Annotated in this window: 14 protein-coding genes; 6 read left to right on the top strand and 8 right to left on the bottom strand. The window is 61.1% G+C overall.

Annotated elements, in window-relative coordinates; all coding sequences use genetic code 11:
- Nucleotides 1–17 precede the first annotated feature (17 nt).
- The 5 genes from K0V07_RS05325 to fabV form a co-directional block, all read right to left on the bottom strand.
- Entirely contained in the window at nt 18–1,724 is a 1,707-nt protein-coding gene (locus K0V07_RS05325; protein WP_220623501.1) for a TIGR03790 family protein, read from the bottom strand.
- Between the two features lie 16 nt (nt 1,725–1,740).
- Entirely contained in the window at nt 1,741–2,106 is a 366-nt protein-coding gene (crcB, locus tag K0V07_RS05330) for a fluoride efflux transporter CrcB (RefSeq protein ID WP_255568184.1), read from the bottom strand.
- An 18-nt stretch (nt 2,107–2,124) separates the two neighbouring features.
- Entirely contained in the window at nt 2,125–3,165 is a 1,041-nt protein-coding gene (locus K0V07_RS05335) for an N-acetylmuramoyl-L-alanine amidase (RefSeq protein ID WP_220623503.1), read from the bottom strand.
- Complete coding sequence (gene infC / locus K0V07_RS05340; protein WP_220623504.1) at nt 3,119–3,766, bottom strand: translation initiation factor IF-3; 648 nt, start codon at nt 3,764–3,766, stop codon at nt 3,119–3,121. Before infC ends, K0V07_RS05335 begins: the two co-directional genes overlap by 47 nt.
- 218 nt (nt 3,767–3,984) lie before the next feature.
- Entirely contained in the window at nt 3,985–5,157 is a 1,173-nt protein-coding gene (gene fabV, locus K0V07_RS05345) for an enoyl-ACP reductase FabV (RefSeq protein WP_220623505.1), read from the bottom strand.
- A gap of 106 nt (nt 5,158–5,263) precedes the next feature.
- Between fabV and K0V07_RS05350 the strand changes: the two genes are divergently transcribed.
- The 6 genes from K0V07_RS05350 to K0V07_RS05375 all read left to right on the top strand — a co-directional run bounded on the left by K0V07_RS05350 (nt 5,264) and on the right by K0V07_RS05375 (nt 13,417).
- Complete coding sequence (locus K0V07_RS05350; protein ID WP_220623506.1) at nt 5,264–5,920, top strand: HAD family phosphatase; 657 nt, start codon at nt 5,264–5,266, stop codon at nt 5,918–5,920.
- Between the two features lie 158 nt (nt 5,921–6,078).
- A complete protein-coding gene (locus K0V07_RS05355) occupies nt 6,079–7,539 on the top strand; it encodes a DcaP family trimeric outer membrane transporter (RefSeq protein WP_220623507.1) in 1,461 nt (486 codons plus the stop codon).
- A 12-nt stretch (nt 7,540–7,551) separates the two neighbouring features.
- Nucleotides 7,552–8,913 (top strand): arginine/agmatine antiporter, encoded by a 1,362-nt coding sequence (gene adiC, locus K0V07_RS05360; protein ID WP_220623508.1) that lies wholly within the window; start codon nt 7,552–7,554, stop codon nt 8,911–8,913.
- Nucleotides 8,914–8,951: 38 nt separating this feature from the next.
- Entirely contained in the window at nt 8,952–11,189 is a 2,238-nt protein-coding gene (locus tag K0V07_RS05365; RefSeq protein WP_220623509.1) for an Orn/Lys/Arg decarboxylase N-terminal domain-containing protein, read from the top strand.
- 98 nt (nt 11,190–11,287) lie between these two features.
- On the top strand, nt 11,288–12,019 hold the full coding sequence (locus tag K0V07_RS05370) for a pyridoxamine 5'-phosphate oxidase family protein (RefSeq protein ID WP_220623510.1): 732 nt from the start codon (nt 11,288–11,290) through the stop codon (nt 12,017–12,019).
- A gap of 51 nt (nt 12,020–12,070) precedes the next feature.
- Nucleotides 12,071–13,417, top strand: a complete 1,347-nt coding sequence (locus K0V07_RS05375; RefSeq protein WP_220623511.1) for an amino acid permease — start codon at nt 12,071–12,073, stop codon at nt 13,415–13,417.
- A 12-nt stretch (nt 13,418–13,429) separates the two neighbouring features.
- On the opposite strand, the gene K0V07_RS05380 is transcribed toward K0V07_RS05375, so the two are convergent.
- The 3 genes from K0V07_RS05380 to K0V07_RS05390 form a co-directional block, all read right to left on the bottom strand.
- Nucleotides 13,430–14,824, bottom strand: coding sequence for an MATE family efflux transporter (locus tag K0V07_RS05380; RefSeq protein WP_220623512.1), 1,395 nt, complete (start codon nt 14,822–14,824; stop codon nt 13,430–13,432).
- Between the two features lie 280 nt (nt 14,825–15,104).
- On the bottom strand, nt 15,105–16,028 hold the full coding sequence (locus K0V07_RS05385; RefSeq protein ID WP_220623513.1) for a cation diffusion facilitator family transporter: 924 nt from the start codon (nt 16,026–16,028) through the stop codon (nt 15,105–15,107).
- Between the two features lie 105 nt (nt 16,029–16,133).
- A complete protein-coding gene (locus tag K0V07_RS05390) occupies nt 16,134–16,991 on the bottom strand; it encodes an AraC family transcriptional regulator (RefSeq protein WP_220623514.1) in 858 nt (285 codons plus the stop codon).
- Nucleotides 16,992–17,030: the final 39 nt, after the last annotated feature.

Consider the following 17,030-nt stretch of genomic DNA (forward strand, 5'->3'; position numbering starts at 1 on the left):
ATTCTCCGTCCTGTCAGTTAAGGGCGGTTGTCGTTCATTTTCTTGCGCACACGCTTCTCCTGCTCTTCGACTTGTTTTTGAGTCAGGTCAGACTGCCAGTCTCCGGCCTGGTCGATGTGGTTGAGCTTGTGGGCCAACTCAATCGCAAAGGGGTAATAAGCCGTCTGCGCAGCGGGTGTGTCAGCGCTGATCTGGAGCAGGTTGCGCATGACGCTCAGGGATTGCTCGCTCTCACCGATGGACTCGAGAAAGTTGCCGACCTTATAGTACAGGCCCCACTGGCTTACGGGAAGACTGTCAGGATCCAGCCATGGCTCAAGGCTACTGAGCGCCTTGGCATGGCCACCGCGCATCTCGTACTGGCGTGCGAGGGAGAGAGCCAGTGCCAGACCGGTGTGGCTGCGGTTTTGCTCAACACCGAAGATGAAAGAGTCCTCGTATTGTTTTTCGGCGCGCAGGAGCTTCATCTTGCGCAGGACGACATACTGGTCGAGTTCGTCGCCGTCTTCCATCTGCTTGATCTGGGTATCCAGGTCGACCTTGAAAGGCTGGTAGAGTGGGTCGCCGATGTAGAGGCACATCCAGCTGAGAACGGGCAGGGAGTAGTAGGCAGCCTCGCCGGCACTCATACCCTTGACCAGTCCCTCCATCAGGAGGTTGGGGCGATGGGTGAGCTGGAGGTAGGGCTCGTACACATTACCGACGGTGAGGGCGGCACCTCGCTGCACGAGGGGGGCTGTCCAGCTGCTGTCCGGGGACCGGAGCTGGCTGGCTGAGTAGCTATGGATGTGGATGGCGATGGCGCCTGGCGCGAAGCGAAACGTCGGGTCCGCAAAGGTGCCATTGATGCTCTGGGTCCACCAGCCAAAGTAAAAGGCAGCAGCGTCGGAGCGGTCTTTCCACCCCAGGAAGCTCTTCTCCTTGTTCCAGGTGACGGGATAGCCTTCGTCTTCGACGCGTCGACCAGCCATTTCGATCCAGCGGTCTCCGTCCCCATGAGGTCCGCCCAGGTCGATGTAGCCACGGCCACGCAGCCCACTGCGCTCGGCTTCCAGTGCGGAGTCGATGCAGCCCTTTACGGCCTCGAAGCTCGGCCCGTCGAGCCGCGCTACACGCACGACACTGTCGCCGACCAGTGGGGGCAGCTTGAGCTTGCCAAAGAGGGGGTTGCCGACGAATCCGACGATCGGGGGGTTGTTGGCCATGAGCAGCGCCAGCTCCGCGTCAACAGAAGCCCGATTGACTTTGAACTCTCTCTTTTCGGGGAGCTCCCGCGCGTGGGCCATACGCGATGCGTCTTCTTTGATTTTGACCGGCAGGCGGCACAGTACGAGGAAGTCGATATTGTTCGCGACAAGGGCGGCCTGCACCCGGCCCTCGGGGTCGGTCTGGTCCATGACCGTGCCGCTGAGCCAGTCCTTTTCCACGAGCTCTCGCCGAAGCGGATTGTAAATGGTCGAGATGAACTCATCCCACTTCACGTCCGTGCCAGTCGTCGTTTCAATCTCGATCAGGTTCTTCTCGGGGATCGCCCGCTGCTGCATGTAATACTGCGCGATTTGCAGCGAGACTGGATCGGCTGAATTCGCGACAACGACGACGCGCTCGGGTGAGACTTCGGCCTGCGTCTCAGAAAAAAGCCCAGCCAGGCTCAGGATAAGAAGAAAGCCGCACGAGGCTGCGCGACCGAATCGATGATGACGGCGGATCGTAGGATACCTCATGGGTATCCTATAAAGGCTACACCCGAGCGGTAAGTCCAGCCAGTTTCAGGCCGGCTGCTACCGCCAGCAGGGTCAGCACGAGGTTGAGCGCGATATTGGCGAGGGCGCCCGCTATTTCACCTTTAGAGAACAGCGCCATCGTCTGGTAGCTGAACGTCGAGAATGTGGTCAGGGCTCCACAAAATCCGGTGGTCAACAACAGTCGCAGGTGCGGATTGATGTGGTGAAAGGCTTCCAGCCCGAAAATGAAGCCGATCAGCAGGGAGCCGAAGACATTGACCACGAGCGTGGCCCACGGGTACTCAGCGGGAATCCACAGGCTGACGACTGCGCGGCTGACGGCCCCCAGTGCGCCCCCGAGGGCGATGCAGATCAGATGCATGAAGTTCACGGCGAATATTTATCCCCTTCCGCGTAAAAGGTTAAGCTTCTTTTGGTACAGCAGGATTCCTTCCACCAGCGCATCAGCCAGCTTTTCCCGCCCCGCCGTAGTCTTTAAGCGGCGAGCTTCGGCGGAGTTGGAGAGGAAGCCGCCCTCGACGAGGATACCGGGGCAGTTCAGGTCTTTTAGTACGGCGAAGCGTGCGCGCTTGAGCCCGCGGTCGTCGGCGCCGAGTTCACGGACCATGGCGCTTTGGATAAAGTAGGCGGCCAGCGTGTTCCAGGGGTCGTTTTTGTTCCCGGGGTAGCTCTTGCGGGCCGAGGCCGTGAGCTTGGAGCTGCTGGTGGACGGCAGGTAGGGTGGGGTCATGGCGTAGGTTTCTACGCCGCTGACGCTGCTGTCGCCCACCGCGTTGAAATGAATGCTAACGAACAGATCGGCATCTACGCGGTTGGCGTAGGCAGGGCGGGAGCTCAGCGAGATAAATTTGTCCGTCTCGCGGGTGAGTTCCACCTTGTAGCCATAGGATTCGAGTTTGCGCTTGAGGCGCTTGGCCACGTCGAGGGTCAGGGTCTTTTCGTTGACGCCCAGGTGTGTGTTTTGCGCGCCGGGGTCTTTGCCGCCGTGTCCGGGGTCGATCACGATGCGGTAGAGCTTGGGGACGGGCTGGAACTGCGTAGGCGTGAGCAGTGGGCGGATCGTGGTATCATAATCGCGTTTGGAGATCATGAGCTGCCCCCGGTTAGAGGCGATCGACATGCCCAGGTAGATGCGCTCCCCGTTCAGCGTCAGCCAGCGTTTGTGCAGGCTGAAGTCCAGGGTCGTCCACTTGCTTTTGAGCTGGAGGCGCTCCCCGCTCTTGAGCCAGCTCGTGCCCATGCCCAGCTTTGCGGCGATGGTATCGAGCGAGATGTAGGTGGTGCCGTTAATCGTCGCCTGAGCAGCGACCGCTTGTTGGAGCGGGCACAGCGTCAGGAGACATAGCAGCAGAAAAAGGGAAGTCGGCTTCGGCTTACTCTTCGTCGTCCTCGTCGTCGTCTTCTTCGTCGAGGTCCACATTGTACTTGAGCTTGCGTTTGTTGGCGGGCAGCGGCGACATCGTGAGGGTGATGTTGCGCCCGACGAGCTTGGCCGGAGCATCGGCAGTAGCGATGTGTGCAAGGTCTTCCACGGCACGTTTGATGACGTCAAAGCCCAGGTCCTTGTGTTCCATTTCACGACCACGGAACATCAGCGTCATCTTGAGCTTGGAGCCCTTGGCCAGAAACTTTTCACCACGCTTGAGCTTGGTAATGTAGTCATGCTCCTCGATGCGGACGCGGAACTTGACCTCCTTGAGCTTGCTCGAAGCATTCTGTGCCTTGGCCTTGGTCTCCTTCTCCTTCTTGCTCTGCTCGTACATGTACTTGCCGTAGTCGAGGATACGGCACACGGGCGGGCGCGCAGTGGGGGAGATCTCGATCAGGTCGAGGCCGTTGTTCTTGGCCAGCGCAAGGGCTTCACGCGTCTGCATGACGCCGATTTGCTTACCGTCGGGTCCGATGACACGGATTTCCGGTACGCGGATGCGCTCGTTCTTACGAGGCCCCCGGTTGCGTTGATAGCGTTTGCGGTTACCGCCTGGACGGCGCCCGCCTCCTGAGAATGGCAAGTTTCCCATTACGAAGCGATTTGCCGCACGACGGCGGCATGCCCTTCACAGCGGGGCGTGGGGTTGGTGGTGATGAGTACCTCTTTAGTCAGCATAAAATGTGTATCGGGTATTTTGATAAAGCATCTACCCGGTGATTTTCAACTCTTTTTACCAGAGTCGTTAGTAACAAAATCGTATCAGTGCGCGGGTTCGAGCGTCATCGGGCGTATCGATGGGGCCTGAAATCAGGCGTCCATCGGCACGTCGGCCTCGACATCGGCCTCGTAGTCCACGCCGTCCAGGCCAAAGCCGAAGAGCTGGAGGAAGTCCTTCTGATAGCCGGCAAAGTCGGAGATTTCTTCGAGGTTTTCGGAGGTGACGGTCGGCCAGAGCGCCTTAACGGCTTCCTGAACCTCGGGCTTCATCTCCCAGTCGTCGAGGCGAATGCGCTTGGCTTCGTCGGTTTCGGGTTGGCCGTTGTTGTACTTCTCGGCGAAGAGCCGGTACATCTGCTCGATGCAGCCCTCGTGCAGGCCCTTTTCCTTCATGATCTTGAACAGAAGCGACACGTAGAGCGGGACCACGGGGATGGCCGAGCTGGCCTGCGTGACGACGGCCTTGTTAATGGCGACCCAGGCCGGGTGCCCCTTGGCGGTCAGGGTGGCGGCGGTGTTTTCGAGGTGTTCCTTGGCCTTGCCGATGGTACCGCTGCGGTAAATGGGGTGGGTGACTTCCGGCCCGATGTAGGAGTAGGCGAGGGTGGCCGCGCCTTCGGCGAGCACACCGGCTTCGCTCAGGGCGTCCATCCACATGACCCAGTCTTCGCCGCCCATGACTTTGACGGTGTCGGCGATTTCCTGCTCGTTGGCCGGTTCGATGGTCTGCTCGGAAATGATCTTCTTGTCGGTGTCGAGGGTCTTGGCCGCAAAGGAGGAGCCGACGGGCTTGAGCACGGACTTGTACGTTTCGCCGGATACCGGGTCGGTGCGGCGGGGGGAGGCGAGGCTGTAAATGACGAGGTCCACCTGACCGAGCTTTTCGCGGATGGTGGCAATCGTCTTGTCCTTGATCTCCTGGGAGAAAGCGTCGCCGTTGATGTTACCGGCGTAGAGGCCCTTGGCCTCGGCAGCAGCGGTGAAGGCTGCGGTGTTGTACCAGCCGGCGCTGGCGGGGCGGCCGTTGGAGCTGGGGCGCTCGAAAAACACACCCAGCGTGTCGGCCCCGAATCCGAAGGCCGTGACGATGCGCGAGGAGAGCCCGTACCCGGTGGAGGAGCCTACGACGAGCACGCGCTTGGGGCCGCCTTCGAGGGCTCCCTGCTTGGCGACGTAGTCGATTTCTTCCTGCACGTGCGCGGCGCACCCGGCGGGGTGAGAGGTGATGCAAACAAATCCGCGAATTTTCGGCTTAATGACCATGGCGCGCAGTAAACCACTATTCCGCGGAATTAATCACGCCTTTTTTTTCACATCGTCGCCTAAAAAAACCGTGCCCTGACCCGCAGACGATGCGATGATTCCACCTATGGCGAGTCTGCAAGGAGCACTTTTTGACTGGGATGGCGTCGTGATCGACTCCTCCTCGGCGCATGAATTAAGCTGGGATCTCCTGGCCGAGGAAGAGAAAATGCCGCTGCCCGAGGGGCACTTCAAGCGCGGTTTCGGGCGCAAAAACACAGTTATTATCCCCGAGATCCTTGAGTGGACGACTGATGCCAGGGAGATTGCCCGCCTGGATGCCCGTAAGGAAGAACTCTACCGTGAGATCATCCGTGAGCGCGGCATTGATCCGCTGCCCGGTGTGCGCGAGCTGCTGCAGGGGCTGATGGATGCGGGTATCCCGTGCTGCGTCGGCTCCTCCACCTCTCGCGAGAATATCGAGACGATCATGGATATCGCCGACCTGCGCAAATACTTCGCGGACATCACCAGTGCCGAGGACGTCTCAGCCGGTAAGCCCGACCCGGAAGTCTTTGTCAAAGCTGCCCAGAAAATCCACCGTCTGCCCGAGGACTGTGTGGTCTTCGAGGATGCGATCCATGGTATCAAGGCTGGACTGGCCGGGGGGATGAAGGTTGTTGCCGTCGCTACGACGCACCGGCTGGAGGATCTCGGTATGGCGGATCTGGCCGTGTACCGCTTGACGGATGTGGATGTCCCCCGCCTGCAGTCTCTATTTTAGAAGTGCTGATTTAAAAGAAGAGATCACCGATGGCGTGGAGAGCGTGGGGCCTTTAAACAGGTTTTTTACTGTTGCCAACGGAGTGCCCAACACCGTTAGTATGCCTGCGTAGATTCGCGCTTAAATCTATGTATGCTCGCCTTCTGCTCTCCCTTGCTTTGAGCCTGCCATGTGTGGTGGGAGCGGCACAACAGGAGATCGATCCGGCGACTGCGCAGCAGCTCCTGCAAAAGCTGGAGGCGATGGAGAAGCGCATCTCTCAGCTCGAGACTGAGGTCTCTGATCTGCGCGAAGAAAACCAGCGGCTTCAGACCACTGCGGATACCGCTGCTCCTCCCGCCCTTGCGGAGGCTTCGAAAGCCGCTCCCGCCAAAGCCGCTCAAACTGAGGCGGCACCTGCTGTTGTCCAGAAGAGCGCCACGGACGCATCCGTAGCGGCTTCTAAGGGCACGCCTGCCGCGGTGCAGGTCCAGGCTCCACCTGCGGCCCAGTTGTCGATCGAAAAACTTCCCTCCAATGTGCCCCAGGGCTTTATCCCGGTCTGGGGGACGGATGCGTATGTGAAGTTCTCGCTCACCATGCAGGCGGACGTCATCGGCGATACGAATAATGCCAACAGCCCCGGCGAATTTATAACCTCGGCGCTGCCGGTTTTCGGGCAGAACGACTACGGTGGCGGCCCGAATGCTACGATTAGCTTCAGGCAGTCCACGCTGGCATTTCAGGGGATTCTGGAGACCGGCCACGGCCCTCTCAATGTGCAGTACGCGAACAACTTTTTCGCAAACGCCAGCACATCCCAGTATGGCTACTACTTGCTGCGTTTCTACGGTGAGTGGGAGGGCCTGCGCATCGGCTACGGGTACAGTGCCATGACGGACGAGAATGCCATCCCGGCCACGCTCGACTACGAGGGGCCAAATTCACTGATCATCACGTATAACGCCCAGATTCGCTATACCCGCGCTTTGCTCGATCTGGGGGATGCCGAGCTGGTCGGGCTTGCCTCGCTGGAGGCGGCCAGCCCGAGCGTGACCAACGCCAACTCCACCGACCAGCGCGCTCCGGATATCATTGCCGGTGCAGCACTGCGCGGGGATAACTGGCATGTGCAGGCCACCGGTGTGTTGAGCAGTTTCTCCTCGCAGACCGCGGTGGGTACCTCGGATGCTCTGGGCTGGGGGTTGTCGTTGTCCGGTGCCTGGAACTTTACCGAGGACGACGAGTTGATGGCCTGGGCCAGTGGCGGCAGTGGTTATGCCAACTACTTGCAGGATGTTTCCGGGCTCGGGCTCGACGCCTATGTGGATGCCTCGGGCCAGCTGCAGACCATCGGGGCCTGGGGCTTTGGCGTGGGCTATGAGCACAGCTGGACTGATGCGGTCAGCTCGACCTTTACCATCGGTTACATCAATATCGATGACGAGAACACGGGGGGCGTCATCAATCCCTTTGTCATGCACGAGACCTACTACGCCTCTGGTAATGTGGTCTGGCAGATATTTCCGGAGCTCACCGTCGGTGCCGAGTTGATGTACGGGCGCAAGCGCGCCATCAACGGCAGCGATGGGGATGATTTCCGTTTGCAGATAACGACTCGTTACAGCTTCAACCCCTAACGAAGGCCCACAATGGGATTAGCCAAACACGCCGGCAAGGTCGGTGTCGTGCCCGCGACGCTGATGGTGGCTGGTAATATCATGGGCTCGGGTGTTTTTATGCTCCCGGCCAATCTCGCCGCTACCGGCGGCATCGCCATCTATGGGTGGCTGGTCACGATCACGGGGGCCGTGTGCCTGGCCCTGGTCTATGCGAAGATGTCCGCTATCGACGACAGCCCTGGTGGTTCCTACGCCTACGCGCGCCGTAGCTTTGGCCCCTTTGTCGGCTATCAGACGAACCTGCTCTACTGGCTCGGGAGCTGGATCGGTAACGTCGCGCTGGCGGTGGTCGGTGTGGGGTATCTGAGCTACTTCATCCCCGCGCTGAATGCGCCGTGGGTGCTGGCCATAGCTTGCCTGGCGATGATCTGGCTCTTCACCTTTATCAATATCCTCGGTCCTCGCCTGACCGCACACGTGCAGTCGGTGGCGACGATTCTCGCACTTGTCGCGATTGTGGGGGTGGCCATCCTCGGCTGGTTCAAGTTCAGCGGCGAAACCTATATGGCGGCCTGGAACGTGAGCGGCAAAGGCGACTTTGCGGCGATTCAGGGGGTGCTGAACGTTACGCTCTGGTCCTTCATCGGGGTGGAAACAGCCGCAGTCGCAGCCGGGGTGGTGGACAACCCGAAGAAGAACGTCCCCATCGCCACCATTGGCGGGGTCGTGTTGGCGGCGATTACCTATGTGCTTTCGTGTACCGCGATCATGGGCGCTATTCCGAATGAGCAGCTGGTCAAGTCGGCCGCGCCCTTCGCGGACTGCGCGAAACTGGTCTTCGGCGAAATCGGCGGAGCGGCGGTCAGCATCTGTGCGGCAGTCGGCTGCCTGGGGTCGCTCGGGGGCTGGATTCTGGCGACGGCGCAGACGGCCAAGGCTGCCGCTGACGATGGCCTGTTCCCGAAGATTTTTGGTCACCAGAATAAGCATGGCGTCCCCGTGAAGGGGTTGCTCATCGTCGCTGTGCTCATGACAGCCACGCAGCTGCTGACGGTTTCGCCCTCGGCCAGCAAGGAGTTTGGGGTCATCTCGTCCATCGCGGTTTTGATGACGGTGGTGGCTTACCTCTATGTGGCTTCGGCCCTCATTCGTTTTATCGGCAGTGAGCGCCGCAAGTGGCTGACCGGTACGATTATTTTTATCACGCTGGCCTACTGCTCATGGGCCATGATCGGCTCCAATGCCAAGCAGGTCGCCTGGCTCGCCGTGTGCATCATGATCTCCGCCGCCTGCTACAGCTTCAATCGCCTGCGTCGTGACGACGAGCCCCCGCACGAGCACGAGGGCAAGCCCGAGCACGCCTTGCCACCGGCTGCGGAGCCGCGCAGATAATCCTCCTCATCCTCTTAAAATATCCGATTTATAGTCTTATGATCGAACGCCGCTCAGATATTTTCCGTCCGCGAGTCCTGCTCGTCAGTCACCACCTCGAACGCGACAGCGCCGTGGGCCGAGCCGGTCGCATGCTCGTCGGCGAGCTTGAGGCCAATGGGGTCAAGGTGCTCCAGGCTCCCGGCCCGGATGACGCCTATGCGCTCTTTGGCTCGGACGCCGCCGTGCACGCCGTCCTGGTGGACTGGCTGCTGGGCGAGAACGCCCAGGACCCCCATGCCGAGGCGGAGGACTTTATCGAGTATGTGCGCCAGTGTAATGAACGGGTACCGCTCTTTCTGCTGACGTCACGCGAAACCACGACCGTCCTGCACGAGCACTTGCTGCGTCAGGTTTCGGAGCTGATCTGGCTCATGGAGGATAGTGCGCCGTTTATCGGAGGGCGTATTCTCGCCGCCGTGCGCAAGTACTCCCGTAACGTACTCGGGCCGGTAGCGCAGGCCTTGATCGACTTTGACCTCGTGCACGAGTATTCGTGGCACACGCCGGGGCATACGGGTGGCGTCGCCTTTCAGAAGCATCCGGCCGGGCGTATGTTCTACGACTATTTCGGGGAGTCGGTCTTCCGCTCCGACCTCTCGATCAGCGTGGGGGAGCTGGGCTCACTGCTTGACCACAGTGGCCCCATTGGTGAGGGCGAGAGATTCGCGGCCCGTGTCTTCGGGGCGGATCGCAGCTACACGGTGACCAACGGCACCTCCACCTCCAACCGTGTGATCTGGACGGCCTGCGTCGGCCGTGGCCAGTCGGTGCTGGTGGACCGTAATTGCCACAAATCCAATGAGCAGGGCCTGACCCTGACCGGGGCCGTGCCTACGTATCTCATGCCGACCCGCAACCGCTACGGCATCATCGGGCCTATCCCGCCCGCAGGGCTGTTCCCGGAGGGTGCGGAGGGAGCCGTTCACGCGGTTATCACCAACTCCACCTACGACGGCCTCACCTATAACGTGGATCGCGTGCTGGAGATCATCGGCGACAAGCTCGACCGCATCCACTTCGACGAGGCCTGGTATGGATACGCGCGTTTCCACCCGCTGTATGAGGGGCGCTTTACCATGCGCGGCGAGCCCGTTGACCAGCCCGAGGGTGGCCCGACGCTTTTCGCCACGCACTCCACGCACAAGCTGTTGGCGGCGTTCTCGCAGGCTTCCTTTATCCACATGCGTGAGGGCCGCAAAAATATTTCGCACGCGCGCTTCAATGAGTCGTTCATGATGCACGCCTCGACCTCGCCATTCTACCCGATCATCGCCTCCAACGACGTGAGTGCCTCGATGATGGACGGACGCGGCGGCACCATGCTGGTGGACCAGTCCATCCGTGAGGCCATCGCCTTCCGTCAGAGCGTGATGGGCCTGTGGCGTACCTACACGGAGCGTGACGACTGGTTCTTCCGCACCTGGAATCCGGATACGGTCAAGGAAGAGGGTGCCGAGGTGCCCTTCGACGAGGCTTCGCCTGACCTGCTCGCGACCGATCCGTCCTGCTGGGTGCTGCATCCCGGTGATGACTGGCACGGCTTCGATCTGGAGGAGGACTACTGCATGCTCGACCCGATCAAGGTCTCTGTGCTCACTCCCGGCCTCAATGACGACGGCACGCTCGACCCGAAGGGCTTCCCGGCCTCCCTCCTCACAGCCTACCTCGACGGACGCGGCATCGTGGTGGAGAAAACGACAGACTTCTCCGTGCTGTTCCTGTTCTCCCTCGGTATCACTAACGCCAAGTGGAGTACGCTCGTGCACGCCATGATCGCCTTTAAGGACGATCTCGATACCAACACGCCGCTGGCCGACTGCATCCCCCACGTGGCCGAGTTATATCCCGGTCTCGGGCTGAGGGATCTGGCCGAGAAAATGATGCAAACCCTGGCCGGGACCGGTCAGCTCAAGGCGCAGGACGAGGCCTTTTCGCAGTTGCCGGACCGCCGGATGATTCCCGCCGATGCCTATCAAAATCTGGTGGCGGGCGAGGTGGAGCGTATCCCGTTGGAGAAGGCCGCCGGGCGTGTCGCCGCGACCGGGATAGTGCCGTACCCGCCGGGCATTCCGCTGGTCATGCCGGGCGAGGAAATGGGCACTGCGGACGAGCCGTTCATGCGCTATCTGCTGGCCTTGCAGGAGTGGGACCGCGCCCTGCCGGGTTTTGGCCACGACACTCACGGCATCGAGGCCGAGGATGGCACCTACTACATGCTTGCCCTGAAGGAATAGGTGAAAAAGCACCGGTAATACCCGACCCTTGTCACCGTGAATACTTGGACTCGATCCCTCTGCATGGCAGCTATTCTGCTAACAACGAGGCCTGCATCATGAGTTCTGAACACCCGCATATGTCCAAATCCGGGCGCACCACGCTGCACCGCGACCCCTCGCACGGCAGCCACGATCGCGCTGTCATTCACCGCGTCATCGACCGCGCGCCGTACTGCCACATCTCCTTTGTCGAGGACGGCGAACCGCGCCTGATCCCTTCGCTGCATGCGCGCGACGGAGAGCGGCTCTTTTTCCACGGCTCACGCGCCAGCCGCCTGATGAAGGTGCTCGGCTCCGGGCAGACGGTCTGCTGCGCCTTTACGCTGCTGCACGGCTTTGTGTTGGCTCGCTCGGCCTTCGCGCACAACATGACCTACGCCTGCGCCATCGGGTTTGGTGAGGGACGCCTGCTGGAGGGAGAGGAGCACCTCGCCGCGCTCAAGGCCATCTCCGACCGGATGTTTCCGGGCCGCTGGGAGAGCCTGCGTCCCGTGACCGAGCAGGAGCTCAAGGCTACCGCCGTGGCCGAGGTTGTCCTGCGCGATGCCTCTGCGAAGTTTAACCAGGAGCTGCCTCCCACCCGCGACATTGACCAACCCTACACGCCGTGGACAGGTCTCTTTCCGATCCAGACGGTCCCTGCCGCGCCCATCCCGATGGCGGACGACGCCGGTAAGGAGCCCGCGCCCACGCCGGAGCAGGTCGCGCCCTTCCTTTGGAGTTGCGGCGAGGGGGACCTGGAGTCATTCTTTGGCCCATTCCGGGGGGAGCAGGGGGACGATAACTAAGCCCCGGCAGCTTCGTCCGACTCTCTCACTTATCGAGGACAAATCCGCCGCATGGTACCGAGTTCACCGAATCGCAAGATGGGGCTTTTTGCCGCGACGATGCTCGTCACGGTCAACATGGTCGGGACGGGTATTTTCCTGCTGCCGGTCAGTATGGCTTCGGTCGGGACGGCGTCGATTCTCGGGTGGATTGTGGCCTCGCTCGGAGCCGGATCGATCGGGCTGATGTTCGCGTTTCTGGGGGCGACGGACCCTGAGCCGGGTGGCCCCTATGCCTACGCGCGTAACACCTTCGGGCCGTACCTGGGCTTCCAGACCAACTACGTGTACTGGACGGCCAACCTCGTGGGCAATGTCGCTGTGGCCACGACCGTGATCGGCTACTGCACGGCTTTTGCTCCCGCGTTGAAGGCCCCCGCCTTGACTCTCGTCGGTGCGCTGATCGTTGTCTGGCTGGCGACGGTTTTCAACATCATGGGGCCACGTGTGGTCGGGCTGCTGACCGGCTGGTCCACCGTGGTGGCGATGGTGCCGCTGGTGCTGGTGGCGGTCTTCGGATGGATCTGGTTCGACGGAAAAGTCTTTATGGACGCCTGGCTGCCCAAGGGGGAGACGACGATTGGAGCGATTTCTACCAGTGCGACCTATGCTCTGTGGGCCTTTATGGGCGTGGAGAGTGCCTCGGTCTCGGCCGGGGTGATCGACAACCCGAAGCGAAATATCCCGCTCGCCACGCTGTTGGGGCTCATCATTGCCACGGTGCTGTACGTGAGCACCTGCACGGTGTTGATGGGGATCATCCCTGCGCCCGAGCTGGCCAAGTCTGACGACCCCTTCTCGGAGGCGGCGCTGCGCTCGGTCGGGCAGATCGGGGCATGGATCATCGCCGGGGCCGCCATCCTGAAGGCGGGTGGCTCGCTCATCGGCTGGACGCTCACGATCAGCCAGTCCGCCCGTGCGGCGGCAGCGGATGGGATGTTCCCGCGGCTGTACGCGCGCACGAACCGCATGGGTGTGCCAGTCTTCAACCTCGTCATTTCCGCCATCCTTATGTCGGTGATCCTCGTGGCTACGGCTTCGCCTTCGCTGACCGAGCAGTTTAATATCATCATCGACGTGGCGATCATCCTGAACCTGCTGCCGTATCTCTACTGTGCGGTGGCGTTTTTGTTCTCGGTACAGCGCCGGAAGATCACAGGACGCAAGCGTGTCGGCGCCATTACGGTGACTGTGCTGGCTATCGGCTACTGTCTGTGGGCCTTGATTGGCTCGGAGGTGCGGTTGGCCCGCGACGCCATGATCCTGCTTTTTCTGAGCATCCCGTTCTTCCTGATCTTTTACCGCGAGGCAACGGCCCCCACCCCTGCGGTGGAGGAAGTGCCCAACAAGGACGAATAGGCAGGCGTTTCCTCAGGCCGCCGGTTCCGGCGTGCTAAGAGGCTCGGTGGGCAGGTAGGGCGGCCGGGGTAGCGCCGGGGAGGTTCTGAGCCAGGCGAGGATGCCGAAGGTCAGCGCCATCATGCACAGGCCAAGTGTGAAGCCCCACCACACGCCGATGACTCCGTACCCGAGCGGATAAGCTAAAACCCATCCGCTGGGGATTGAGATGAACCAGCAGGCGATGAACGACAGCCAGGCCGGGCGACGGACCTCGCCCAGCCCCCGGAGGGCGCCGACCGAGATGATCTGCATCGCGTCGCTGAACTGGAAAAGCGCAGCCACGATGAGAAGCGAGGCAGCGAGTGCGAGGGCATCGGGGTCCTCAATAAACAAGCCAGCAATGGCGTGGTTAAGGAGCAGAAAGGCGGTCGCACTGAAGCATGTGAACAGGCCACCCATGGTCCAGCCACCGGCCAGAATGGGTCGCAAGCTCTGGAAGCGACCGGCCCCGTAGGACTCACCGATGCGCACCGTGATGGCCTGCGAGAGCCCAACAGGGACCATGTAGATCGTGGCCGCGCAGGTGATGGCGACCTGGTGTGCTGCCAGCGCATTGGCCCCCAGTGTACCGATGATCAATGTCGCCATGACAAAGGCGCTGACCTCGGCCAGTAGCTGCAGGCTGGTAGGCCACCCCAGGGACCAGAGCTTGCGGAGCTCGCGCCAGTCAGGCCGCTGTACCCAGCGTTCGGGTGTCCAGCTGCGCAGGCCTTCGTCTTGGCGGTACCATAGGGCGAGCCCGAGCAGTGTGAGGGCGCGCGCCAGCAGCGTGGCCACACCTGCACCTTCCAGCCCCCAGGCCGGGAAGCCCCAGTGCCCGTAGATGAGCAGCCAGTTAAAGAGCACGTTTGCCGCCACGCCACCCAGCAGGATGAACAAGGGTATCCAGGGGCGGTTCATGGCATCGGCGTGGTTTTTAAAAGCCATCGTGCCCATCGCCGGGATGAACGAAACCGCCACCAGCATGAAGTAGCCCGGTGCAGCCGCAGCCACTTCCGGAGGTTGTTGGAAAAACGGTAGCAGGGGGACGACGCAAGCGGCGCCCGCAACAGTGACTAAGCCGATGGCGGCTGCCAGCACGAGACCGTGCCGCAGGGCTGAGCGTGCCTGGGCAGGCTTGTTCGCACCTCGTGCCTGTGAGACCTGGATGGAAACAGCGACCGTGAGCCCGATGCAGAACATCAGCGGCAGGTACAGCAGGGAGTTGGCAAAGGTGGCGGCGGCCAGCGGTGTGACGCCGAGTCGGCCGATCATGATGGTGTCGGCCAGCGCGGTCAGCATGTAGCTGAGCTGCCCGGCGATCAGTGGCAGGGCCAGCAGGAGCGTGGGACGGGATTCCTGGAAGAGGCGTGAGCGGAAATTCATGGTGGGAAAAGTCAAAAGTAAGGAAGGCGAAATCCGCCGGCTTTTCCTGACATGAAAACGAAAAAACCCGCGGACGTGTCGCGGGCTTGGGTAGAGTGAAAACGATGAGGCGTACCTACCTGAGTCCCGCGGCTGTGGCTACTGCTGCCGAGATATGTTTTACGCGGGTCATCATTTTCAGAAAATAGGTTAAGGCATTACGCTGCCCGAATCTCTCCGACTGTCAATGCCGATTCGCATCAAAAGTCCGGGCGTAACGACATTGTCACTAGGTAGATGTTCAGCTGTTCGGCAGCTCGTCGCCGGTCGCACGGTAGGCCCAGTGCTCATCTCCGACGAAGGACACATCGAGAGCGAGGTAGGGGAACTCCTTGCGGAGCGTCTTGTCGAGCCGGGCGCGCAGGGCATCGAATTCACGGACATCACCGTGATTGATGATGAAGTAGATGTGCGCGGTTATCAGGCGACCATGCTGCTGGACCCGGACTTCACGCTGAGGCCACTTGTCTGTGGGGGCGGCCTCGGCGATGAGGGCGTTTATCTGCTCCACCAGCTCGTCCGCCGGTGCGCGGGCTACGATTTGCGCCCAGTTATCGCGGATGATGCGTGCGGGCACCGGCAGCACGACCAGTGATAGGAAAGCCACCACCAGCGGGTCGACGTAGTTCAGGTACTGTGTGTGCCCACTGAAGGTCAGCAGCCAGCTGAGCCCAAAGGCGAAGGCGACGGCTGCGCTCAGGACGGCGTCGATGACCCAGTTTTTCGCATCTGTTTCCACCAGGGTGGAGCGGGTCTTGCGAGCGACTCGCCGGAAATATACGGCCATCCCAATACAGCCGGCGGTAGCCCCCAGGGCATAGAAAAACGCTAACTCCGTATGGACAGACGTGCCGCCGCTGAGCAGGGTGGTGACCGCGCTGAACAGCGCGTAGACCGCTACGATAACCAGCAGCAGGCCTTTGAAAAGGTTGACCAGTGGCTCGTACACGACGTACCCGAAGGGATACTTGTCGCTGTCCGGCTGCATGACCAGGTCGGCTACGTGCCAGGTGACCACGGCGAACAGCAGCGTGACCAGTGAGTAGATCCCATCCAGCAGGATGGCCTCAGAGCGGGTGGTGAGGGCAAAGCCGAAGGCGCTGACGGCGAACAGGACGTCCGCAGCGATGTTGAGCCGGAGGGCTCGTTTTTCAGTTTGAAACATGGGGGTAGTCGGCGGTTTCGGGCCGTGTTTTATGCGTATTTAGAGCCTTTCTGAGTGCCTTGGCGAACGCATATTCGCGCTCTGCCTCGCCTTTCTTTGGGTAGGTCAGGTGCCGCCCCGACGTTGGCGGAACAGGGTGGGGGAAACGCCCACGTGTTGCTTGAACTGTTTGGAAAAGGCAAAGGCGTCGCTGTAGCCGAGCCGGTCGGCAATTTCCTTGATGCTAAGGGCCGTCGCCTCCAGCAGGGCGCAGGCTTGCTCGATACGTACCTGCACGCGGTATTCGCCGGGACTGATGCCGTACGCCTGGCGAAAGAGCCCCCGCAGCCGCGAATAGCTGAGGCCCGTTCCGGCCAGGACCGTTTCCAGCCCCTCGTGTTCACAGGCTCGCTGGCGGATGCGTTCGCGGGCGGTGCGGAGAAGTTCGCGCCGGGGCAGGTCGGCCTGAGAGTCTTCCCGCACGCGTGAGAGCGTCCACTGCATGAGTGCCGCGATGTCGAACTCCACTTGGGCATTTTCGCTCGGTGTATCGGTGCTGCGTAGTCGCTGTAGAAAGCTGGCCGTCATCTCGGGCAGGTAGGGGACCGGCCCGAGGGTGAAGCAGGACTGCCCGGTGGGGATCAGATCCATGGAGCGGAAGAGCTCGTGCCAGTGGCTGCGCACAGAGACGAAGCACTCGTGCCACGCGCTGTCGGGATCGACCTCAGTGGTATGCCGCCGGTCGGGACGCCGGAAAAAAACATCCCCCGCTCTCAGCGTTAGTCGGTGGCCGTGGCTGTCGCTGTATGTCCCGCTGCCGTTAAGCAGATAGATCATGGCAAAGCGGTCCGAGTACTGGTCTGTGACATCCTCAGTCCAGCCGCTTTTGCTCATGAATCCGCAGCTGAATGTATGCTCAAAGGGCTTCCCGAGGGATGTTCGGTAGATCGTATCGTTTAAAAACCAGCGGTTGAACGATTCCATGGGCAGTCAAATATGACATGAATGTAGGCATATCGACCA

It is taken from the genome of Ruficoccus sp. ZRK36 (assembly GCF_019603315.1).
Lineage (GTDB): Bacteria > Verrucomicrobiota > Verrucomicrobiia > Opitutales > Cerasicoccaceae > Ruficoccus.

Bases quoted from the DNA above. Each gene is read 5' to 3' on its own strand.
- K0V07_RS05325 (WP_220623501.1), bottom strand. From the start codon at position 1,724: ATGAGGTATCCTACGATCCGCCGTCATCATCGATTCGGTCGCGCAGCC.
- crcB (WP_255568184.1), bottom strand. From the start codon at position 2,106: ATGCATCTGATCTGCATCGCCCTCGGGGGCGCACTGGGGGCCGTCAGC.
- K0V07_RS05335 (WP_220623503.1), bottom strand. From the start codon at position 3,165: ATGTGGACCTCGACGAAGAAGACGACGACGAGGACGACGAAGAGTAAG.
- infC (WP_220623504.1), bottom strand. From the start codon at position 3,766: ATGGGAAACTTGCCATTCTCAGGAGGCGGGCGCCGTCCAGGCGGTAAC.
- fabV (WP_220623505.1), bottom strand. From the start codon at position 5,157: ATGGTCATTAAGCCGAAAATTCGCGGATTTGTTTGCATCACCTCTCAC.
- K0V07_RS05350 (WP_220623506.1), top strand. From the start codon at position 5,264: ATGGCGAGTCTGCAAGGAGCACTTTTTGACTGGGATGGCGTCGTGATC.
- adiC (WP_220623508.1), top strand. From the start codon at position 7,552: ATGGGATTAGCCAAACACGCCGGCAAGGTCGGTGTCGTGCCCGCGACG.
- K0V07_RS05365 (WP_220623509.1), top strand. From the start codon at position 8,952: ATGATCGAACGCCGCTCAGATATTTTCCGTCCGCGAGTCCTGCTCGTC.
- K0V07_RS05370 (WP_220623510.1), top strand. From the start codon at position 11,288: ATGAGTTCTGAACACCCGCATATGTCCAAATCCGGGCGCACCACGCTG.
- K0V07_RS05375 (WP_220623511.1), top strand. From the start codon at position 12,071: ATGGTACCGAGTTCACCGAATCGCAAGATGGGGCTTTTTGCCGCGACG.
- K0V07_RS05380 (WP_220623512.1), bottom strand. From the start codon at position 14,824: ATGAATTTCCGCTCACGCCTCTTCCAGGAATCCCGTCCCACGCTCCTG.
- K0V07_RS05385 (WP_220623513.1), bottom strand. From the start codon at position 16,028: ATGTTTCAAACTGAAAAACGAGCCCTCCGGCTCAACATCGCTGCGGAC.
- K0V07_RS05390 (WP_220623514.1), bottom strand. From the start codon at position 16,991: ATGGAATCGTTCAACCGCTGGTTTTTAAACGATACGATCTACCGAACA.